The sequence below is a fragment of the Stakelama marina genome, from assembly GCF_018122655.1.
GTDB classification, from domain to species: Bacteria; Pseudomonadota; Alphaproteobacteria; order Sphingomonadales; family Sphingomonadaceae; genus Sphingomonas; species Sphingomonas marina.
In genome coordinates, this window is the sequence record NZ_JAGRQC010000001.1 from 416,090 (window position 1) to 436,513 (window position 20,424).

Genomic DNA, 20,424 nt, shown 5'->3' on the forward strand with positions numbered 1-20,424 from the left:
GCGCCCAGCGACCGAACGAACTTCAGACAAGGTGTACATGGCGATGAACGATGGCGGGAATGGCGCGGGCGCAGGCAACGGGGCGATCAAGATCCGCGATGCGCGGGTGATCATCACCTGTCCGGGGCGGAACTTCGTTACGCTCAAGATCGAAACCGACCAGGGCATCTATGGCATCGGCGACGCCACGCTGAACGGGCGTGAACTCGCGGTCGCGTCCTATCTCACCGATCATGTCGTTCCGAACCTGATCGGGCGCGATGCGCAGCGGATCGAGGATATCTGGCAATTCCTGTATCGCGGCGCGTACTGGCGGCGCGGCCCGGTGACGATGAGCGCGATCGCCGCGGTCGATACCGCGCTGTGGGATATCAAGGCGAAGGCGGCGGGGATGCCGCTCTATCAGTTGCTTGGCGGGCGGTCGCGCGATCGTGTGCTCGTCTATGGCCATGCCAACGGCGCCGATATCGAGCAGACCGTCGATCAGGTCGGTGCGTACAAGGATATGGGCTACCGCGCGATCCGCGCGCAGAGCGGCATTCCCGGCGTCAAGGGCGCATATGGCGTCGGCAAGGGCGACCTGTACTACGAACCCGCCGACGGGACGCTGCCGACCGAGACTTTATGGTCGACGCCGGCCTATCTGAACCACGCGCCCAAGCTGTTCGAGCGGCTGCGCGACGTGTACGGGCCGGACATCGAGCTGCTTCACGACGTCCATCACCGCCTGACCCCGATCGAGGCCGGCAGGCTCGGCAAGGCGCTGGAGCCGTACCGCCTGTTCTGGATGGAGGATTCGACGCCGGCCGAAAACCAGGAAGCGTTTCGCCTGATCCGGCAGCATACGGTAACCCCGCTCGCGGTCGGCGAAATCTTCAACACCATCTGGGATTGCCGTGAGCTGATCCAGAACCAGCTGATCGACTATATCCGCACCACCGTCGTCCATGCCGGCGGCATCACGCATCTGCGCCGCATCGCCGATCTCGCGAGCCTCTATCAGGTGCGCACCGGCAGCCACGGCGCGACCGACCTGTCGCCGGTTTGCATGGGGGCAGCGCTGCATTTCGACAGCTGGGTGCCCAATTTCGGCATCCAGGAATATATGCGCCACACGCCAGAGACCGACGAGGTGTTCCCGCACGATTATCGGTTCGAGGATGGCTATTTGTTTGCCGGAGAGAAGCCCGGCCACGGTGTCGATCTCGACGAGAAGCTGGCAGCGAAATACGAATATGAGCCCAAGCAGCTTCCCATCGCGCGGCTCGCCGACGGAACGCTCTGGAACTGGTAGCCTTGCCCGCGGGCTAGAGCGTCGCCATCGCGACGAGTGCGCCGTCGGTTTCGAGGATGTTCAGCCATTCGGTTAGCGCGGAGCGGAAAGGCTGATCCGCTGCGAGTTCGGTCGGGAAGATCGCGTTGATGGCGAGCAATGCTTTCACCCGCGCCTCTGCCGTGTCGCAGCCGTTGAGCGCGGCGGCGGTGCGGTCGGCCAGCGGGTCGTCGACCGTATGGGGTTTGCCGGCATCGTCGGTGCCGCCCTGCCAGCGCATCCATGCAGCAACTGCGAGCGTGAGCGCGGGAGAGGCGAGCCCTTCCTCGCGCCGTGCGGCGATGGTGGCGAGCAGGCGCTGCGGCAGCTTTTGCGAGCCATCTATCGCGATCTGGCGCGTGCGGTGCTGAAGCGCGGAGTTGGCGAAGCGCGCCATCAGTTCGGCGCGATAGGCGGCGATGTCGAGCCCCGGTGGCGGTGACAGCGTGACCTCTGCCTCGTTCCACAGCGTCTCGACGAAGCGGCGAGCGTCTTCGCGCGCGACCATTTCGTGAACGAAGTCGATGCCCGCCAGTCCGCCGAGATAGGCAAGCCCCGAATGCGATCCGTTGAGCAGGCGCAGCTTGGCGTCTTCCCAGGGCGGAACCGCGTCGGTGAGTTGCACGCCGAGCGCGTCGAAGTCGGGGCGTGGGCCTGCGAACCGGTTCTCGATCACCCACTGGGTGAAGGGTTCAGTCTTGACCATGCCGCGGTCCTCGACGCCGAGTGTTTCGGCAAGGGCGGCGATATCCTCGTCGGTCGTCGCCGGCACGATCCGGTCGACCATCGTCTGCGGGAACGCGCCCTCGGCCTCGATCCAGTCAGCGAGCGCCTTGTCATGCGCGCGCGCCATGGTCATCACCGCCTTGCGCAGCCGCTGGCCGTTATGCGGAAGGTTGTCGCAACTGATCGCGGTGAACGGGGGCAGGCCCGCCGCCTTGCGCTGCGCCAGCCCGGCAACGAGCAGTCCCGGCACGGTGTGCGGCGCTGCAAGGCTTTGCAGGTCGGCGGCGATGTCGGCATCGTCATCGCGCAGGCGCCCGGTCGCGGGGTCGAGCTTGTAGCCCTTTTCGGTCACGGTCAGCGTGACGATATGCGTGTCGGGACTGGCCAGCGCGGCGACCACCGCTTGAGGGTCCTCGGGCGCGACGACCACCGTATCGACCGCACCGATGATGCGGATGTCCTGCTGGTCGCCCTCGCGCACGACCAGACTGTAAAGTCCGTCCTGCGGGTTGAGCTGGTCGCGGACACTGCCCGAGCGCAGCGAGACGCCGGTAATGCCCCAGCGCAGGTCACCGGCGCGCAGTGCGGCGTCGAACACCGCAGCCTGATGCGCGCGGTGGAACGCGCCGATGCCGAGATGGACGACGCCCTGCGTGACCGCGTTGCGGTCATAGCCCGGCGTCTCTACCGCGGCGGGAAGATCGGCGGTGGCGGCTTGCGAGAGGCGCTCGCTCACAGCTTGTAGGCCTGCTTCACGAGGCCATAGGTGAGGGCGTGCGCCACCTCCTGCGCTTCGTCCTCGGGCAGGCGGTGTTCGGCGACGAGCCGCGCGAGGAACGCGCAGTCCATCCGCCGTGCGACATCGTGGCGCGCCGGGATCGACAGGAAGGCGCGCGTGTCGTCGTTGAACCCGACGGTGTTGTAGAAGCCCGCAGTTTCGGTCGCGCGCTCGCGAAAGCGCCGCATCCCTTCGGGGCTGTCGTGGAACCACCAGGGCGGTCCGAGCTTGAGCGCGGGATAGTGCCCGGCAAGCGGCGCGAGTTCGCGGCTGTAGGCGTCCTCGTCCAGCGTGAAGATGACGATGGTGAGGGCAGGGTCCGAACCATAGCGGCCGAGCAGCGGCTGGAGCGCGCCGACATAATCGGTCTGGGTCGGGATGTCGGCGCCCTTGTCGCGGCCGAACGTGCGCATCACCATGTCATTATGATTGCGGTGCGCGCCAGGATGGATCTGCAGCACCATGCCGTCCTCGATGCTCATCCGCGCCATTTCGGTGAGCATCTGACCGCGGAACAGTTCGGCCTCGGCAGGTGTGAAATCGCCCAAGCGGACCTTGGCGTAGAGCTTTTCGGCATCGGCCGACGACAGGTCGGCGGTGGCAGCGGTCGGATGCCCGTGATCGGTCGCGGTCGCGCCGCCGACCTCGCGAAAATATTGGCGGCGGTTGCGGTGTGCACTCAGATAGCCGGCCCAGGTGCCGACGTCTTCGCCGGTGATCTCGCCCAGCTGCTGCAGATTGTCGGCAAAGCCTTCATAGTCGGGATCGACGACCGCGTCGGGGCGGTAGGTGGTGACGATCTTTCCCTGCCAGCCGCTGCTGCGGATCGCGCGGTGGTGCGGAAGCGGGTCGAGCGCGCTTTCGGTGGTGGCGATCGCCTCGATCCCGAACCGTTCGAACAGCGCGCGCGGGCGGAAGCCGTCGGTCGCGAGCGCCGCGCCGATCGTATCGTAATACTGGTCGGCATTGTCGGCGCCAAGGATCTCGGTCATGCCGAACATCTCTGCGAACACCCAGTCGAGCCACATCCGCGACGGCGTGCCGCGGAACAGGTAGTAATTTTCGGCAAAGCGCCGCCAGATCGCGCGGTGGTCGCCCTCGGTCGGCCCGCCATCGACGCGCGGAATGCCCAGATCTTCGAGCTTTACGCCCTGGCTGAACAACATGCGGAACACATAATGGTCGGGAATGATCAACAGGCTCGATGCATCCTCGAACGGCTGATTTTCGTCGAACCAGGCCGGATCGGTATGGCCGTGCGGGCTGATGATCGGCAGATCCTTCACCGCCCCATATAGCCGCCGCGCGATGTCGCGCGTCGCAGGCTCCGCCGGAAACAGGCGATCGGGATGTAGCGTCAGTTCTGCCATTCTATGCTCTCGATTGTGGTTGCGGTCCCGCGCCTCGGCCGCAAGGCGAATAGGGTGAGGCTGTGCTGTCGGACTACCGCGAGGATGGAAAAGCGCCAAAAATTCTATCTTGAAATGTCAGATAACTTACGCGCGCAGCGAACGTCAAACGGTAAGCTGGGAGCGCTATCTCGCTGAACGGAACTCCGCTCCGTAAACCTACCGATAGCCGCGCTCCCTTGCTGGGTCATAGCGTACCCTGAACCTTGTGGGAGGCGATCAATGAAGAACGTGCTGTTGCTCGTGCATGACGACGAAGGACAGGAATCGCGCTATCAGGCTGCGCTTGATCTGACGCGGGCGCTGGGTGGGCATCTGACCTGTGTCGATGTCGCGATCGCGCCGCTTCTGACCGACGATTACCTCTCTCCCAGCACCGGCGCTCTCCTGATGGCGAACGAGATGGCGCACGAGCAGGTCAACCGCGCGAAGATCGAGGCTCGGTTGAGCCATGAAGACGTGCCGTGGGAATGCGTCGACGCCGCAGGCGACCTGAGCGGTGCGCTCGAACGTGCCTCGCGGCTTGCCGATGTCATTGTCGTCAATGCCGAACTGAAGGAATTTCCACACCGCCAACTGTCGAGCGTGGCAGGTGACCTGATCGTATCGTCGGGCAAGCCGGTGCTTGCGGTGCCGCCCGAAGTCGTTCGGTTCGATCCGTTCGGCCATGCGATGGTCGCCTGGGACGGTTCGGCCGAGGCGGATGCCGCCCTACGTGCCGCGATCCCGATCCTGAAACTCGCCAAGACGGTGACGCTGCTCGAGATCGAGGATGGTTCGGTAACCGTACCGGCCGAAGAGGCTGCCGAATATTGCTCGCGCCACGATATCCGTCCGGTGCTGCGCCGTGTCACCTCGCCGGGGCAGAAGGCCAGCGCCGCCATTTTGGCGGAGGTGTCGAGCCAATATGCCGATTATGTCGTCATGGGCGGGTTCGGCCGATCACGCTTTGTCGAAAAGCTTTTCGGCGGGGTAACACAGCAGATGTTCCGGCACACGCCGGTGCCGCTGTTCATGGCTCACTGACCGAAAGGGAAGCGCATGGGACAGGCCGAAGCAGCGCCGCCGCGGCATCTTGTGGTGGTCGGGCATCCCGACCGGCACAGTTTCAATCATGCGCTGGCGGAAGCCTATTGTCGGGGCGTGCGCGAAAGCGGACAGGAAGCGGAAGTCAACGATCTGTACGCGCGGGGGTTCGATCCGCTGTTGCGCGCCGACGAGCGGCCGGGCCCCGATTACCACCTGTCGGTCGACGTGACCGCCGAACTGGAAATGCTCGACCGCGCCGATGCGCTGGTGCTGGTCTATCCGATCTGGTTCGGGCTGCCGCCGGCGATCATCAAGGGCTATGTCGACAAGGTGATGGGCGCCGATTTCTCCGCCCGGCGCATCAAGGCGCATATCCCCAATGCGCGGCTCAGCGGAATGCACCTGCTCAGCATCTCGACCTCGGCATCGACAATGCCCTGGCTGGAAGAACAGGGCCAGTGGATCGCGCTGCGAGAGGCGTTCGATCGCTATGTCACCAACATCTTCGGACTGCGCGACAGCGACCACCTTCATTTCGACGCCATCGTTTCGAATCTGAAACCGGCCTTTGCGCAGGAAATGCTCGATGTCGTGGCGGCACGGGCGCGGCGCATGGCGAGTACGTTGTTGAAAGAACAGCATGCCCGCCACACCGAAGAGGTCATGGCGCGCCGGAACAAGCCTTCTGTTACGAACTGAATCGCACGCAGACGCTATTGCGCTGACCGCGCGGAACCCTAGTCTGTCGCCCGGACGCACCCGGCGCGTTCTGTAACCGACGGACCGATGACTCAGGCTTCACTCGAACAGCAGCTTCTTTCGCGCTTCGTTGCGGAAGAGATCGATTGCGCGATGTTCCTGCTCGATCCCGACGGGAATATCAGCAGCTGGAATGCCGGTGCGGAACGGATTTTCGGGTATTCCGAGGCCGATATTCTCGGAAGCTCTTTTGCAGCGCTTTATCCGCCGGGCGAACAGGAGGCGAAAAGGCCGACTGCCGACCTTGCGCTGGCTCGCGGTTCCGGGCGCGCGCACGACGAGGGGTGGCGCGTCCGCAAGGATGGGTCCGAATTTTTCACCGACACAACGGTCCAGGCGTTGTGCGACGATGACGGCACGCTGCACGGTTATGGCGTGTTGTCGTTCGACATCACCGGGCGCCGCGCCTCCGAAGAGGCACTTCTGCAGCGCGAGCAGCATCTGCGCTCGATCCTCGCCACGATCCCCGATGCGATGATCGTGATCGACGAACGCGGCAACATCATCCTGTTCAGCACTGCGGCGCAAAAGCTGTTCGGCTATACCGAGGATGAGGTTGCCGGCAGGAACGTCGCGATGCTGATGCCGTCGCCGGACCATGAGCGTCACGATGAATATATCCGCCATTATTGCGAGACCGGCGAACGCCGGATCATCGGGATCGGCCGCGTCGTGACCGGCCGCCGCAAGGACGGTTCGAATTTTCCGTTGGAATTGTCGGTGGGCGAAACGCGCACCGATGGTCACCGCATCTTCACCGGTTTCATCCGCGATCTGACCGAACACCGGCAGCATGAGCTCCGCGTAAAGGAATTGCAGGCCGAACTCGTTCACGTCTCTCGCGTCAGCGCGATGGGAACGATGGCCTCGACGCTTGCGCATGAGCTCAACCAGCCGCTCGCCGCGATCGCCAATTACATGGAGGCGGCGCGCGACCTGATCGACGCCGGCGACCCCGATCCCGAGTTGATTCGCGAAGCCACCGCCGAATCGGCGAGCGAAGCGCTGCGGGCGGGCAAGATCGTGCGCCGCCTGCGCGAATTCGTGTCGCGCGGTGAAATCGACAAGCATGTCGAGGATCTGACCCATCTGATCGACGAGGCGAGCCGCCTTGCGCTCACCGGTGCTACCGAGCGCAGCATCCGGACGTTTTTTCGCCTGTCGCCGGACGCGCCGCAGGTGTTCGGCAGCAGAATCCAGATCCAGCAGGTTCTCGTCAATCTGATCCGCAACGCCATCGACGCCCTGTCCGACGCGCCGGTGCGCGAAATCACCGTTACTACCGAGGCGGCCGATGACGACATGGTGAAGATATCGGTCGCCGATACGGGGGCTGGCATCGATCCCGAATTCGCCCCTAGGCTGTTCGAGGCCTTTGCGAGTACGAAACAAAGTGGAATGGGACTCGGACTGTCGATCTGCCGCACCATCGTCGAGGCGCATGGCGGACGGATCTGGGCTGGACCGCGTCCCGGCGGAGGAACTGTCATGTCCTTCACCTTGTTCAGTGGGGAGACGCACGAATGAGCGACAAGCGGGTCATTCATCTGGTCGACGACGATGAGGCCGTGCGCCGATCGGCGGGTTTCATGCTCAAAACGTCGGGTTTTTCGGTACATAGCTACGAATCCGGTGATGCGCTTCTCAAGGATGTGAAGCAGGCGGAACAGGGGTGCATCCTGCTCGACATCCGCATGCCCGGCATGGACGGTATGGAGGTGCAGCGCGAACTCAATTCGCGCGGCATCGCGATGCCGGTGGTCGTGCTGACGGGGCACGGCGATGTTGGCACCGCGGTCGAGGCGATGAAGCAGGGAGCGGTAGATTTCCTCGAAAAACCGTTCGAAAAGGCCGCGCTGCTCGGTGCCATCGATACCGCGTTCGAGCGGCTTGAGCGCGGCGTCGATGGCGGCCTTGCCGAACAGGAGGCGCAGGTGCGCATCGCCAAGCTCACCGACCGCGAACGCGATGTGCTGCAAGGCCTGGTACGAGGCCACCCCAACAAGACCATCGCCTATGATCTCGGTATTTCGCCGCGCACCGTTGAGGTCCACCGCGCCAACATGATGACCAAGCTCGACGTCCGCAGCCTGTCCGAAGCGCTGCGCATCGCGTTCGCCGCCGGGCTGAACGGACAGGCTTCGTAAAACTCCGTACAGACCGGCCCGTTCTTTCGTTGCAAACCAGCGATATGGCTAATTCGGTTGTCGCAACAGACCGCACGACGGAAAACCGCGATGCGGGGCGGGGTAAGCGCATATTGATCGTCGAGGATGACGACAAGGTGCGGCGGTCCATGCACCTTCTGCTCTATGCGCGGGGGTATGACGTGCGCTCCTATTCGGGCGTCACGTCGCTGCTTGCCGACAAGCGGAACTGGTCGGCGGCCTGGTTGATTGCCGATTATCGGCTCGGCGATGGCGACGGCATCGGCGCGTTGCGGGCGTTGAAGCGTGAAGGGTGGCCGGGAACCGCGATCCTGCTTACCGGACACGGCAGCCCTGCGCTCGCCGCCGCGGCGCTGGCGACAGGCTTCGCGCATATTCTGGAAAAGCCGTTGCGCTGGCACGAACTGCTCGCCGCGCTGGTCTGATCGGATAACAGGCCGTGTATCTAGACCTTGATGAACGGGTACAGCCCGGGCGGGGCGGTCCGCCAGCACATCCATGCGCCGCGTGTCCGGCGCGGCGGGCGGCGGTCTGCGCCGAACTTCCGGACGACCTGCTTGCCGAGATGAAGCGCCTGGGACGAACCGAGCGGCTGCGCGCCGGGCAGACCTTTCGCTGGGAGGATGACGAGGTTGCCGTTGTCGGCACGCTACGCGTCGGCGCATTAAAGATCGGTGCGTCGCTGAGCGATGGGCGCGAACAGATTTTGGGTCTCGTACTGCCCGGCGATTTTGTCGGGCGGCTTTCCGCGACCGGCGCGGCGCACCGCGTTACGGCCGCAGTCGATTCGACGCTTTGCGTCTTCAGGCGCAGTCGGTTCGCCGATTTCGTCCACTGCAATCCGGAACTGGAACATGCCCTGCTCGACCGCGCATTTGCCGAGCTGGCGCGCGCGCGCGACCGGATGCTGCTGCTCGGCCGCAAGACGGCGGGCGAACGCGTGGCGAGCCTGTTGCTGGAACTTGCCGAACGGTCGGGCATCCCGCACGGCGGCCGGATCGCGTTGCCGCTTACGCGCGGAGAGATGGCCGACCTGCTGGGCCTGACGATCGAAACGGTAAGCCGCAAGATCACCGCGCTTCAGCGCGCCGGAACCGTCGCTTTGCCCGATCCGCGCGGGGCGATCGTGCGCGACCGCGAAGCGCTTCGCATCGCCGCTTTCGCCTGAGGCTCGGCTGTACGTACATCCCCCGATGGTTCGGTGTCGGCGATCGACATAGGGTCCGAAAACCGGACGAGGAACGTCGCAAATGATGCCAGCCGATTTTCCGCTACTGCCGCTGATGCTGTTCACCGCGTGGTGGAACGGCGCGCTTGAATTCTGGCTCCCGGAAGACCCGCCGCATCATCCCGACGATGGCGTGCCGGAACTGCACGACGGCGATCACATGCTGTTCGCCTGACCCATGGGAGACCCTGCGATGAACGAACAGACCCCCGCTACGATACCAACGCGACAACCTGTGCGAACCGACAGCCCTTTCGGCTGGATTCGCAGCGAAATCGACCGGATTTTCGAAGATTTCGGACGGCCGGCGCGCGATCTTCTGCCGATCGGCAACGGCTTTGGCCCCGAACCTGCGATCGAGATGGTCGAGCGTGACAAGGACTATCGGCTCACCGCCGAACTGCCCGGAATGTCCGAGGACGATGTCGATGTCTCGGTCGTCAACGACAGCCTGTGCATCTCGGGCGAGAAGCGCGAGGAAAAGGAAAGCAACGACCAGGGCTTCATGTTCAGGGAACGGCGCTATGGCGGCTTTGAACGCCGCATCCCGCTTCCCGCCGATGTCGACCCGGATGCGATCTCGGCCGGGTTCAAAAAGGGTGTGCTGACGGTGACGCTCGCGAAGGACCAGCAGGCGGAGCCGCGCTCGCGCAAGATCAAGGTCGAGGCGCATTGATCGATTGGGTGCGCCGGTCGAGGGTGGGGCGGCCGGCGCATCGTTGAAATCGGGGGAGGGCAGAATGAAGGATATCCTGATCGTCGTCGACAACGCCGACAAGGCGAAGGCGTTGCTGCACAAGGCGACGGCGGCGGCCGAGCGGATGAACGCGCATATCGAAGTGCTGGTGATGACGATCCCGCCGATGATCGCGACCGATCTGGCGCCGTTCGGATCGTTATGGGTACCGCCATGGGACCTTGAACGCGACAATCGCGAGGACATCGAGCGCGTCCGCAAGCTGCTGCCCGAATCCGATGTGGAGATAGAGGTGCGCGGTCTTTTGAGCGATGTGGCGACCGCTGCCGCCGATGTCCGCCGCCAACATCCCGTCGCCGATCTGATCCTGCTGAGCGATGAGCGAAGCTGGGCGGTACCATGGATGTACCGCCACATCCTCGAAAGTCTGTTGCTGTCGGCGGGGACGCCGCTGTTCGTGCTTCCCAACGGGCATGATCTGCCGCCCATCAACCATGCGGTGATCGGCTGGAAGCCATCGCCACAGGCGATGCGCGCGGTTCACGACCTCGTCCAGCTCGCCGAGCCGGGCGCGCGGATCGACATTGCGATGGTCGGCATCGCGCCCGAGCACGGCGATAGCCATTTGGCCGCGGCGGCTGGCCTTGAGCGGCATTTGACGCGGCATGGATTCACCGTCCACAGCCAATATTTGCGCTGCCACGCCGATCCCGAAGCGCAAGTGCTGCAGAATTACACGCTCGAACAGGGCGCGGACCTATTGGCGGTGGGAGGCTATGCCCATTCGCGCATCCGCGAGGTGTTTCTCGGCGGCGTCACGCGCGAACTGACCGAAGAGCCGAGACTGCCGGTCATGTTCTCGCACTGACGCGCCGCTTGGGGATCTCTGCGGTCAGTCCATTCCCGTCACGGCGCGCAGGCGGTAGGCGGCGACGAGCAGGTCCCCTTCCGCCTTGATGCGGCTGGCATGCGCCTCGATCGCCTCCCGCTCGGCATCGAGCAGTGCAAGTTGCGGTTTTGCGCCCGCCTTTACTTCCAGCTTGGTACCGCGAAGCGCGGCATCGGCGGCGCGAACGCGATCGTCGGCCGCGCTTCGCACGACCTTAGCAGTGCGCACGGCTTCGAATGCCTCGACCGCTTGCTGATCGACGGCGAGCCGCGCGGCGACGGCATCGGCCTGCGCGGCGCGAAGTTCGGCATCGGCGCGCTTCTCCTTCGCCGCGGTCCGGCCACCGGTGAAAATATCCCAGCGTGCGCGTAACCCGACCGATCCCGAATCGGCCTTGTAGCCGGGGAAGAACTGGTCGCGCACCGAAGCCGCCTCGGCATAGGCACCGACCGTCGGCAGGCGTTCGGCGTGTGCCGCCTTCAACCCCGCCCGCGCGGCGTCGATCGCACGCTCGCTCTGTGCGAGGCGCGGGTTGTTCGAACGCGCGCCCGCCATCGCTTCATCGGTGCTGGAAGGGATCGGTGGAAGATCGGGCAGCCCGGATTCGACCGTGACCGGCTGACCCGCCAGCGCCTCCAGCCTTGTGCGGGCGCTCGCGATTCGCCCCTGCGCTGCGGCGAGCCCGGCTTCGGCTTCGGCGCGGCGTGCCTGTGCCTGGGCAACCTCGGTACTCGTGCCTTCGCCCGCTTTGAAGCGAAGCTTTGCGTGGCGCACCGCTTCGTCGAGCGCGTCGGTCAGCGCGCCATATTGGTCGGCGAGCGCCTTTGCCGCCAGCGCGTCGGTATAGGCGCGCACCACGTCGACGCGCAGCTGCAGCGCGGTCATCTGCGTCTGCAACGCTGCGCTTTCGGCGCCTGCCTGTGCCTGGGCGATGCCGGCGGATACGCGGCCACCGGTGAACAGCGGCAACTCGACGGTGGCCTTGGCCGAACGCGGTGTGACGTCGTCGGCGGTCAGCCCGAAAAAGCCCTGCGGATCGATGCGCCCGACGCCGATCTGTCCCTCTACGCGGGCCGAGGGCGCGCGTTCCGCCCTGGCGGCATCGACGCCGGCCTTGGCCGCTTCCTCGCGCGCACGTGCGGCGGCGAGCGTGTGCGAATTTTCGAAGGCGAGGCCGATGGTCGTATCGAGGTCCTGCGCCGAAACCGGCGATGCAGCCACGAGGGCGAGCGCGCTCGCCGCGAAAAACACGCTCTTTCGCATTGCCACGATCAGCGGAATGCGTTGCCGGCGCGAAGGCCGATCGCCTTGAAGATCATCGCCGCCGGACAGAAACCGGTGAAGCTCGCCTGGAGCATGTTCGCGCCGGCGAAGATGGTCAGCGCGATCCACCACGGGCTGACGGTCACGGAAAGAATGGCGCTTGCCAGCACGATAAGGCCGGCAAAGGCCATGACGGCACGGTCGAGATTCATCGGGATACTCCTCAGTCGAAACGCAGTTTCTTCACGCCGAGCGCGTGGAGGGCGAGCTTTTCATAGAAGGGCTCGCTTTCGCCGCGGCGGATTTTACGCAGGAAATATTTTTCGAAGCCGATCTTGGCGAGGTGGACCCATTTGCCTTCCGACGCCCAGTTGGTATTGCGCGGCGGGATCTGGGGCTTGGCGACGAAGGCGACGCCGCCATCGCCGAAATCGGCAAGGCAGATGGCGTTCCAGGTCGCCTCATGCGTCGGTTCCTTGCCATCGATCATCTGTTTCAGATTCTCGGTGATCGCAGTGACCATGCTTTCGATCATGAAGCCGGTCTTCGGCACGCCCACCGGTACCGGTGTCGGTCCGGTCGGCGGAATCGCGATGCAGACGCCAAGCGCGAAGACATTGCCGAATGTGGGATTGCGCTGATGCTTGTCCGTCAGGATGAAGCCGCGCGGGTTCGACAGGCCTTCGACGTCCATCACCGCTTCGACCCCGCGAAATGGCGGCATCAGCATGCCCCAGCCGAAATCCAGGTCGTAGGTCTTCTTGACCGCGCCGTCGTCATCGACCTGTTCGATATGCATCAGCCGTTCCTCGACGGAGGAAACGCGTGCGTTGGTCAGCCATTTGATATGCCGGTCGCGCATCTCGCTTTCGAGCAGGCCCTTGGTATCGCCCACGCCGTCGAGCCCGAGATGCCCGATATAGGGTTCCGGCGTGACGAAGGTCATCGGGACCTTGTCGCGGATCTTGCGGCGCTTGAGCTCGGTATCGAGCACCATCGCCATTTCATAGGCGGGGCCATAGCAGGACGCGCCCTGCGATGCGCCGACGACGATCGGGCGCGGATTGGCGCACAGTTCCTCGAACTTCGCGCGCGCCTCGGCGGCGTGGCCGGTCTCGCAGATCGATACCGTGTGCTTGCCGGGGCCGAAGCCCTCTATCTCGTCGAATGCGAGTTCGGGGCCGGTTGCGATGACCAGATAGTCGTACTCGATCGAATTGCCGTCGTTCAGCTCGATCCGGTTTGCGTCGGGATGCACCTTGCGCGCGCCTGCCGACACGAAATCGATGCCGTGCTTTTCCATTATCGGGGGCAGGTGGACGCGGATCGCTTCGGGCTCTCGCCAGCCGACGGCGACCCAGGGATTGGACGGGACGAACCAATAGTCCTCGCCTTTGTTGACGACGGTGACCCGCGCCTTTCCCTTCAGCGCGGCGCGGATTTCATAGGCGGCGATCGTGCCGCCAAGGCCCGCGCCTAGAATGACGATATGCGACTGTTCGCTCATGGTTTCCCTCCATGCGCCCCGTGTAGCTTGACTATCTATATATTAGGTATAAGTAATATACACAAGTGGTAATATAGGGCCTATAATTGCAGTATTGGCCCATAGCCGGAGAAGAAGATGTTCGGATTGTCCCGTAGCCCCAAGCACCGCGAAATTTCGGCCCAGGAGCTGAAATCGATGATCGATGACGGCAAGGCGCTCGTCGTCGATGTGCGCGAGGTGAATGAATTTGCCGAGGGGCATATCCCCGGCGCGATGAACATGCCGCTGTCGACGTTTCAGGCGTCCAAGCTCCCCGATCCGGGTGAGCGGACGCTGATTCTGAACTGCGCGGGTGGCCGCCGTTCGGGAATGGCGCTCGACAAATGCACCAACGCGCGCGCGGAAATCGACACGCACCTGGCCGGCGGCTTCGGTGCGTGGAAAAAGGCCGGCCTGCCGGTCGAACGCTGAACAGGAGTCGATAGGGATGCGATTCGGGGGCTCGATCACCGCGGCGTTGCTGCTCGCAATGCCGCTGGCGGCATGTGGCGGCGGCGAACAGGAAGCCGCGACCACGCAAAAGGCGCCGGCGGGTCCGCGCCTGACACTGCAGCAAACGCAGGTGGCCAACTGGCGCGAGGTGCCGGCGGAGGTCGCCACGGTCGATCAGGCGCAGGCGCTTGCCCGCATCCCCGGCATCCTCACATCGCTCTCTGTCAACGCCGGCGACTGGGTGAAGCGCGGGCAGACGATCGGTCGCATCGTCGATAGTCAGCTGGGGCCGAAGGCCGGCGCATATGGTGCGCAGGCGGCAGCGGCCGAGGCGCAGGCGGCGCAGGCACGGGCCGAGCTCGAGCGCGTTCGCTTCCTCTACAACAACGGCGTGTACGCCAAGGCCAAGCTCGACCAGGCGAAGGCCGCTGCCGATGCCGCGCAGGCGCAGGTCCGCGCGGCAAAGGCGCAGCAGGCGGCGGTCGGTGCGGTGGCCGGCCAGGGCGTCGTCAGCGCTCCCGCGACCGGGCGCGTGCTGAAGGCCGATATTCCGGCCGGTTCGCCGGTTTCGCCGGGTATGGCGATCGCGACGATCACCGCCGGCCCGACGATCCTGCGGCTCCAGATGCCCGAAACGCTGGCCGACGAAGTCCATAACGGTTCGCGCGTCCGCGCGACGGGGATCGGTGATGGCGAGCGGACCGGTACGGTCGTGAAGGTCTATCCCTCGGTCCAGTCGGGCCAGATGACCGCCGATGTTTCGATGCCCGGCATCGACGGATCGCTGATCGGCCGCCGTGTTCCGGCGAAGGTCGAAAGCGGTACGCGCAAGGCGGTGCTGGTGCCTGATAGCTTCGTCATCCACCGCTATGGCATCGATTATGTCACCGTACTCGCAAAGGACGGGTCGGCCTCGACCGTTCCCGTCCAGACCGCGCCCTCTGCGGAGAAGGGCAAGGTCGAGATCCTGTCCGGCGTCGGCGCCGGCGACACGCTGATCGGGGCGCAATCCAAATGAGCCTCGGGATATCGGGCAACATCACCAAGGCGACGATCAAATCGCCGCTGACGCCGCTGTTCCTTCTCGCCGCGATCATGGTCGGCATTATCGCCACCATGACGATCCCGCGCGAGGAAGAGCCGCAGATCAAGGTGCCGATGGTCGATATCCGCGTTGCGGCGCCCGGGCTTTCGGCGTCCGACGCGGTCGAACTGGTCGGCAAGCCGCTGGAGACGATCGTAAAGTCGGTCGACGGCGTCGAACACGTCTATACCCAGGCCGAAGACAATGGCGTGATGGTGACCGCGCGTTTCATGGTCGGATCGAACCCCGAAGACGCGGCGATCCGGATCAACGAAAAGCTCAACGCCAATATCGACCGCATTCCCGTGGGCATTCCGCCGCCGCAGGTAACCGTGCGCGGCATCAACGACGTACCGATCGTCGTGCTCACGCTGACGCCCAAACCGGGCGCGCCGGGTAACTGGACGCCACAGGCGCTCAACGAACTGGCGGGCAAGCTGCGTACCGAAGTCGCGAAGGTCGATAATGTCGGGCTGACGTTCATCACCGGCGGGCAGCATGAATCGATCCGTATCGCCCCCGATCCTGCGAAACTCGCGCAGTATCAGGTGCCGCTTTCCAGCGTTCTCGACGCGGCGAAACAGGCCAACCGCTCGTTTCCGGTAGGCACCGTCCGCGAAAATGGCGAAGCGGTCAGCGTCATTGCCGGCCGCACGCTCAAGACGGCGGAAGAGGTCGGCAATCTGACCGTCCGGTCGGTCACGGGAGCGCCGGTTTATCTGCGCGATGTGGCGACCGTCGAACAGGCGCCGACCCAGCATCAGGAACGTTCGTGGCGCTGGTCGAAAGAGGCGGACGGCAAATGGCACGATGCGCCTGCCGTCAGCATCGCCATCGCCAAGCGCGCGGGCGCAAACGCCGTCACCGTTTCGGACAATGTCGTAGAGCGCGTCCATGCGCTCGAGGGCAACCTGATCCCGAACAGCGTCGATGTCGGCATTACGAGAAATTACGGCGAAACCGCCAATGAGAAGGCGAACGAGCTTCTCTTCCACCTCGGCCTTGCGACGGTTTCGATCGTCATTCTGATCGGCTTTGCGATCGGTTGGCGCGAAGCGGGCGTGACCGCGATCGTCATTCCGACGACGATCCTTTTGACCATGTTCGCGTCGAACGTGATGGGCTTTACCATCAACCGCGTCAGCCTGTTCGCGCTGATTTTCTCGATCGGCATCCTGGTCGACGACGCGATCGTGATGATCGAAAATATCGCGCGCCACTGGGCGATGAAGGACGATCGCAGCCATATCGACGCCGCGGTCGATGCGGTGGCGGAGGTCGGCAATCCGACGATCATCGCGACGCTGACCGTTGTCGCCGCGCTGCTGCCGATGCTGTTCGTGTCCGGCCTGATGGGGCCGTACATGGCGCCGATCCCGGTCAACGCATCGGCGGCGATGGTCTTTTCCTTCTTCGTCGCGGTCATCATCGCGCCCTGGCTGATGATCCGCTTCGCGCGCCGCGCGCTCGACCATGGCGAGGATCAGCACAGCGGCAAGCTGGGCACGCTCTACGCCCGGATCGCGGGCCGCGTGATCGCGACGAAGCGCAGCGCCTGGACCTTCCTCATCGCCGTCGGCATCGCGACGCTGGTCGCGTGCTCGATGTTCTACTTCAAGGCGGTAACGGTGAAGCTGCTGCCCTTCGACAACAAGTCGGAGGTCCAGCTCGTCCTCGACATGCCCGAAGGCACCAGCCTGGAAGCGACGCAACGCGTGCTGGAACATGCCGCAGCGATCACCCGCACGGTGCCCGAAGTCGTCGCGATGGAAGGCTATGCCGGCACGTCGGCGCCGTTCAACTTCAACGGCCTCGTCCGCCACTATTTCCTGCGCGACAAGCCCGAACAGGGCGACCTGATGGTCACGCTTACGCCCAAGGGCGAACGCCACCGCAACAGCCACGCCATCGCCGTGGCGCTGCGCGACAAGCTGAAGGCGCTCGACCTGCCCAAAGGCGGTTCGATCAAGGTGGTCGAAACGCCGCCGGGACCACCCGTACTCGCGACGCTGCTCGCCGAGATTTACGGGCCGAACGAAGCGGTCCGCCGGGCGACGGCGCTGGAGGTCGAAAAGCTGTTCAAGTCGGTGCCCTATATCGTCGATGTCGATAACAGCTTCGGCCAGCCGCGCCCCGAATTGCGGCTGATCCCCGACCGCGCGAAGCTCGACCAATATGGCATTTCCGAAGGCCAGGTCTTCGATTCGATCGGCGCTCTGCTCGGCGACAAGACGGTCGGCTACGCCCCGCGCGGCGGCGGCCGCGATCCGCTGCCGATCACCGTCGCGCTGGACCAGTCGGAGCGGAGCTGGAGCCAGTCGCTCGCCGCCACGCCCGTCGCGGTCGCGCAAGGGGCAGGAGGGCCGCAGCTTGTCCAGCTCGGACAGCTTGTCGATGCCAAGGTGGTTCCCGGCGGTCAGACGATCTTCCGCCGCGACGGTCGCGGTGCGACGATGGTGACCGCCGAACTCGCCGGACGCTACGAAGCGCCGATCTATGGCATGCTGGCGGTGGATGACGCCGTCGCCAAGCACGACTGGAAGGCGCAAGGGCTGCAAAAGCCGGAAATCAGCCTGCACGGGCAGCCGACCGATGAAAGCCACACCACGCTGCTGTGGGACGGCGAGTGGGAGATTACCTGGGTCACGTTCCGCGACATGGGGGCGGCGTTCATGGTGGCGCTGCTCGGAATCTACGTCCTCGTCGTCGGGCAGTTCGGTAATTTCAAGATCCCGCTGGTGATCCTGACGCCGATACCGCTGACGCTGGTCGGCATCGTGCTGGGCCATATGATCTTCGGTGCGCCCTTTACCGCGACATCGATGATCGGGTTCATCGCGCTCGCCGGAATCATCGTGCGAAATTCGATCCTGCTCGTCGATTTCATTCGTCATGCGCACGAACCGGGCAAGTCGCTGCGCGACACGCTGATCGAGGCGGGCATGATCCGGGTGAAACCGATTGCCCTGACCGCAGCGGCGGCGATGATCGGTGCGGCGGTGATCCTGACCGACCCGATCTTCCAGGGACTCGCGATTTCGCTGCTGTTCGGTCTCGCCTCTTCGACGATCCTCACCGTGCTCGTCATTCCGGCGATCTATATCGTGTTGCGTGACGACGGCCGGCCTGCGACGGAGACGCCATGAAATATGACGGCCCTCTCGAGCTGCTGAAGCAGAATGCCACCGATGTCGCGAAGCATATGCGCGTGCTCGCGCACCGCGACCGGCTGATAATGCTGTGCCGCATGTCGGATGGAGAGGTGTCGGTCGGCGAACTGGTCGAGCTGACCGGGTTGTCGCAATCGGCGGTGTCGCAACATCTGGCGATGCTGCGCGAGGCCGGGGCCGTGGAATCGCGTGCACAGGCGCAGACCCGGCTGTATCATGTGGCGGACAAGCAGATGGAAAAGATCATCGGCGCGCTGTGCATCGCCTTCGCACCGACCAATGGAGACGAGGCGGCATGAACGCTCTGACGATCATGTGCGGCAATTGCGGGACGCTGAACCGCGTGCCCGAGGCGCGGCTGGGCGATGGCCCCAATTGCGGGAAATGCGGCCAGCCGCTCGTTACCGGCAAGCCGCTTGCGGTGAACATGGCGCGCTTCGACAGGCTTGTCGGCAAGGGTAGCCAGCCGGTGCTGGCCGATTTCTGGGCGAGCTGGTGCGGCCCGTGCCGGATGATGGAACCGGCCTTTGCCGCGGCGGCGGGCGACCTCGATCCGCAGGTCCGGCTGGTAAAGGTCGATACGGAGGCCGAACAGCAGCTTGCGGCGCGGTTCGGCATACGGTCGATCCCGACGATGATCCTGTTCAGCGACGGGCGCGAGATCGCGCGTCAGGCAGGCGCGATGGACAAGAACGGCATCGTCCGCTGGGTGCGATCGGCGCTGGCCTAGGCGCGCCGCGTCACTCGCCGATCAGGAACATCGCATAGGCGCTGCCCAGATAGACGGTCAGCAATGCGATGCCGATCCAGCCGGTCACGCCGAAAAAGCGCACTTTCGGCCGGTCGATGATCGCGACGATCACGATTCCCGACATGACCACCGCGGCAAAGGCCGATGCGGCATGGACCGGCGATGCGTCGGCAAGCAGGCTGCCCTTGCGATAGGCGAGGTCGTCGATCGCCAGCACGAGCATGTTGAACAGGTTGCTACCGAGCAGGCCGGCGATCGCCATATCTGCCGATCCAAGGCGAAGCGCGGCGATCACGACGACGAGTTCCGGCAGCGATGTCGCCGCCGCGATCAGCATCGTCCCGACAAAGCTTGTCCGCCAGCCCATCAGCTCGGCGATCCCTTGACCGATAAACGGAAGCGCGCTGCCCGCCAGCACGATCGGCAGCGCGGCGAGAATGTAGCTCTGCACCGGCCCGCGAAGCGCGGAGCGGCGGTTTTCCTGCGGTGCAGTGCGCGGCGCAAGCTTGCGATCGTGGAGGAAGGTCGCGCGTATCGACACGAAATAGAGGAGGATCAGCAGCGGCGAATAAATGCTCATATGGAGCAGGCGCAGGTCCAGCGCGTCGCGACCCACCACCAGCACGATCCCGACCAGCCCGATCAGCATGACGCCGAGCGCCGCGGTCAGGATATGCCCCTGATCGGCGCGGTCGAACAGCGGGTCGGAACGCGACAGGAAATCAAGCAGCGCGAGCAGGACCAGGTTGAAGATGCAGCTTCCCAGCGCATCGCCCACCGCGATGTTGGGCGCATCCGCAAGCGTGACCGCGCTGACGCCGGTAACCAGCTCCGGCAGCGAGGTGGCGGTTGCCAGAAGGATGATCCCGATCCACGACCGCGACAGTGCAAGCGCTTCGGCGATCCTGTCGGATGCACGCGCGAGCACCGGTCCGGCGACCGCTATGGCGACCGTGCAGAGGGCGAAGAACAGCCATACCATATGCCATTCATGTCGAAGGCGCGGGCTCGCTTCGCTCCGCAATTATACGCAGATATGTGAACGGGGGCATGGACTTGCGTAGCATTACTGATCCCGCCCGCAGCCGGTCGTTTCTAGCGTCTGTACCGGCCGTTGCGCCAAAGCCGACCGGAAGCCGATGACAGATGCCTCGAAAGTGATGCGCCAAGGCGTTCAGGA

Annotated in this window: 21 protein-coding genes; 15 read left to right on the forward strand and 6 right to left on the reverse strand. The window is 64.5% G+C overall.

Annotated features, from left to right (window positions below):
• The first annotated feature begins 43 nt into the window (after positions 1-43).
• Positions 44-1,294, forward strand: coding sequence for a D-mannonate dehydratase ManD (gene manD / locus J7S20_RS01955; protein WP_284052549.1), 1,251 nt, complete (start codon positions 44-46; stop codon positions 1,292-1,294).
• Between the two features lie 13 nt (positions 1,295-1,307).
• Here manD and J7S20_RS01960 read toward each other — a convergent pair whose 3' ends face one another.
• Together J7S20_RS01960 and uxaC are read right to left on the reverse strand one after the other, a co-directional pair.
• A complete protein-coding gene (locus tag J7S20_RS01960) occupies positions 1,308-2,774 on the reverse strand; it encodes a mannitol dehydrogenase family protein (protein ID WP_284052550.1) in 1,467 nt (488 codons plus the stop codon).
• Positions 2,771-4,186 carry a glucuronate isomerase gene (gene uxaC / locus J7S20_RS01965; protein WP_284052551.1) on the reverse strand — a complete coding sequence of 472 codons (1,416 nt, stop codon included), beginning with the start codon at positions 4,184-4,186 and terminating at the stop codon, positions 2,771-2,773. Before uxaC ends, J7S20_RS01960 begins: the two co-directional genes overlap by 4 nt.
• 261 nt (positions 4,187-4,447) lie before the next feature.
• Here uxaC and J7S20_RS01970 point away from each other — a divergent pair, with 261 nt between their 5' ends.
• From J7S20_RS01970 to J7S20_RS02010, 9 genes are all read left to right on the forward strand, one after another.
• On the forward strand, positions 4,448-5,251 hold the full coding sequence (locus tag J7S20_RS01970) for a universal stress protein (RefSeq protein ID WP_284052552.1): 804 nt from the start codon (positions 4,448-4,450) through the stop codon (positions 5,249-5,251).
• 15 nt (positions 5,252-5,266) lie between these two features.
• Positions 5,267-5,953 (forward strand): NAD(P)H-dependent oxidoreductase, encoded by a 687-nt coding sequence (locus J7S20_RS01975; RefSeq protein ID WP_284052553.1) that lies wholly within the window; start codon positions 5,267-5,269, stop codon positions 5,951-5,953.
• Between the two features lie 87 nt (positions 5,954-6,040).
• The gene (locus J7S20_RS01980; RefSeq protein WP_284052554.1) at positions 6,041-7,540 is read left to right on the forward strand and encodes a PAS domain S-box protein; all 1,500 of its coding nucleotides are present in this window, start codon (positions 6,041-6,043) and stop codon (positions 7,538-7,540) included.
• Positions 7,537-8,160: a response regulator FixJ gene (gene fixJ, locus J7S20_RS01985; RefSeq protein ID WP_284052555.1), complete on the forward strand. Its 624-nt coding sequence runs from the start codon at positions 7,537-7,539 to the stop codon at positions 8,158-8,160. Before J7S20_RS01980 ends, fixJ begins: the two co-directional genes overlap by 4 nt.
• Positions 8,161-8,204: 44 nt before the next feature.
• Positions 8,205-8,606: a response regulator gene (locus J7S20_RS01990; protein WP_284052556.1), complete on the forward strand. Its 402-nt coding sequence runs from the start codon at positions 8,205-8,207 to the stop codon at positions 8,604-8,606.
• Between the two features lie 140 nt (positions 8,607-8,746).
• Complete coding sequence (locus J7S20_RS01995) at positions 8,747-9,349, forward strand: Crp/Fnr family transcriptional regulator (RefSeq protein ID WP_284052557.1); 603 nt, start codon at positions 8,747-8,749, stop codon at positions 9,347-9,349.
• 82 nt (positions 9,350-9,431) lie between these two features.
• On the forward strand, positions 9,432-9,584 hold the full coding sequence (locus J7S20_RS02000; RefSeq protein ID WP_284052558.1) for a hypothetical protein: 153 nt from the start codon (positions 9,432-9,434) through the stop codon (positions 9,582-9,584).
• 60 nt (positions 9,585-9,644) lie between these two features.
• Entirely contained in the window at positions 9,645-10,085 is a 441-nt protein-coding gene (locus tag J7S20_RS02005; protein ID WP_284052559.1) for an Hsp20/alpha crystallin family protein, read from the forward strand.
• 64 nt (positions 10,086-10,149) lie between these two features.
• The gene (locus tag J7S20_RS02010) at positions 10,150-10,974 is read left to right on the forward strand and encodes a universal stress protein (protein ID WP_284052560.1); all 825 of its coding nucleotides are present in this window, start codon (positions 10,150-10,152) and stop codon (positions 10,972-10,974) included.
• A gap of 24 nt (positions 10,975-10,998) precedes the next feature.
• Here J7S20_RS02010 and J7S20_RS02015 read toward each other — a convergent pair whose 3' ends face one another.
• The 3 genes from J7S20_RS02015 to J7S20_RS02025 are packed head-to-tail and all read right to left on the reverse strand — an operon-like array spanning position 10,999 to position 13,765.
• On the reverse strand, positions 10,999-12,258 hold the full coding sequence (locus J7S20_RS02015; RefSeq protein WP_284052561.1) for a TolC family protein: 1,260 nt from the start codon (positions 12,256-12,258) through the stop codon (positions 10,999-11,001).
• 8 nt (positions 12,259-12,266) lie between these two features.
• A complete protein-coding gene (locus J7S20_RS02020; protein ID WP_284052562.1) occupies positions 12,267-12,470 on the reverse strand; it encodes a YgaP family membrane protein in 204 nt (67 codons plus the stop codon).
• An 11-nt stretch (positions 12,471-12,481) separates the two neighbouring features.
• The gene (locus J7S20_RS02025) at positions 12,482-13,765 is read right to left on the reverse strand and encodes an NAD(P)/FAD-dependent oxidoreductase (protein WP_284052563.1); all 1,284 of its coding nucleotides are present in this window, start codon (positions 13,763-13,765) and stop codon (positions 12,482-12,484) included.
• 117 nt (positions 13,766-13,882) lie between these two features.
• On the opposite strand from J7S20_RS02025, the gene J7S20_RS02030 reads away from it, so the two are divergent.
• The 5 genes from J7S20_RS02030 to trxC are packed head-to-tail and all read left to right on the forward strand — an operon-like array spanning position 13,883 to position 19,223.
• Entirely contained in the window at positions 13,883-14,218 is a 336-nt protein-coding gene (locus tag J7S20_RS02030) for a rhodanese-like domain-containing protein (RefSeq protein WP_284052564.1), read from the forward strand.
• 16 nt (positions 14,219-14,234) lie between these two features.
• Complete coding sequence (locus tag J7S20_RS02035; protein WP_284052565.1) at positions 14,235-15,257, forward strand: efflux RND transporter periplasmic adaptor subunit; 1,023 nt, start codon at positions 14,235-14,237, stop codon at positions 15,255-15,257.
• The gene (locus J7S20_RS02040; protein WP_284052566.1) at positions 15,254-18,469 is read left to right on the forward strand and encodes an efflux RND transporter permease subunit; all 3,216 of its coding nucleotides are present in this window, start codon (positions 15,254-15,256) and stop codon (positions 18,467-18,469) included. Before J7S20_RS02035 ends, J7S20_RS02040 begins: the two co-directional genes overlap by 4 nt.
• Positions 18,466-18,792 carry an ArsR/SmtB family transcription factor gene (locus tag J7S20_RS02045; protein WP_284052567.1) on the forward strand — a complete coding sequence of 109 codons (327 nt, stop codon included), beginning with the start codon at positions 18,466-18,468 and terminating at the stop codon, positions 18,790-18,792. Before J7S20_RS02040 ends, J7S20_RS02045 begins: the two co-directional genes overlap by 4 nt.
• On the forward strand, positions 18,789-19,223 hold the full coding sequence (gene trxC / locus J7S20_RS02050; protein WP_284052568.1) for a thioredoxin TrxC: 435 nt from the start codon (positions 18,789-18,791) through the stop codon (positions 19,221-19,223). Before J7S20_RS02045 ends, trxC begins: the two co-directional genes overlap by 4 nt.
• A gap of 10 nt (positions 19,224-19,233) precedes the next feature.
• Here the strand turns inward: trxC and J7S20_RS02055 are convergent, their stop codons facing one another.
• Positions 19,234-20,226, reverse strand: coding sequence for a sodium:calcium antiporter (locus J7S20_RS02055; protein WP_284052569.1), 993 nt, complete (start codon positions 20,224-20,226; stop codon positions 19,234-19,236).
• Between the last annotated feature and the right edge of the window lie 198 nt (positions 20,227-20,424).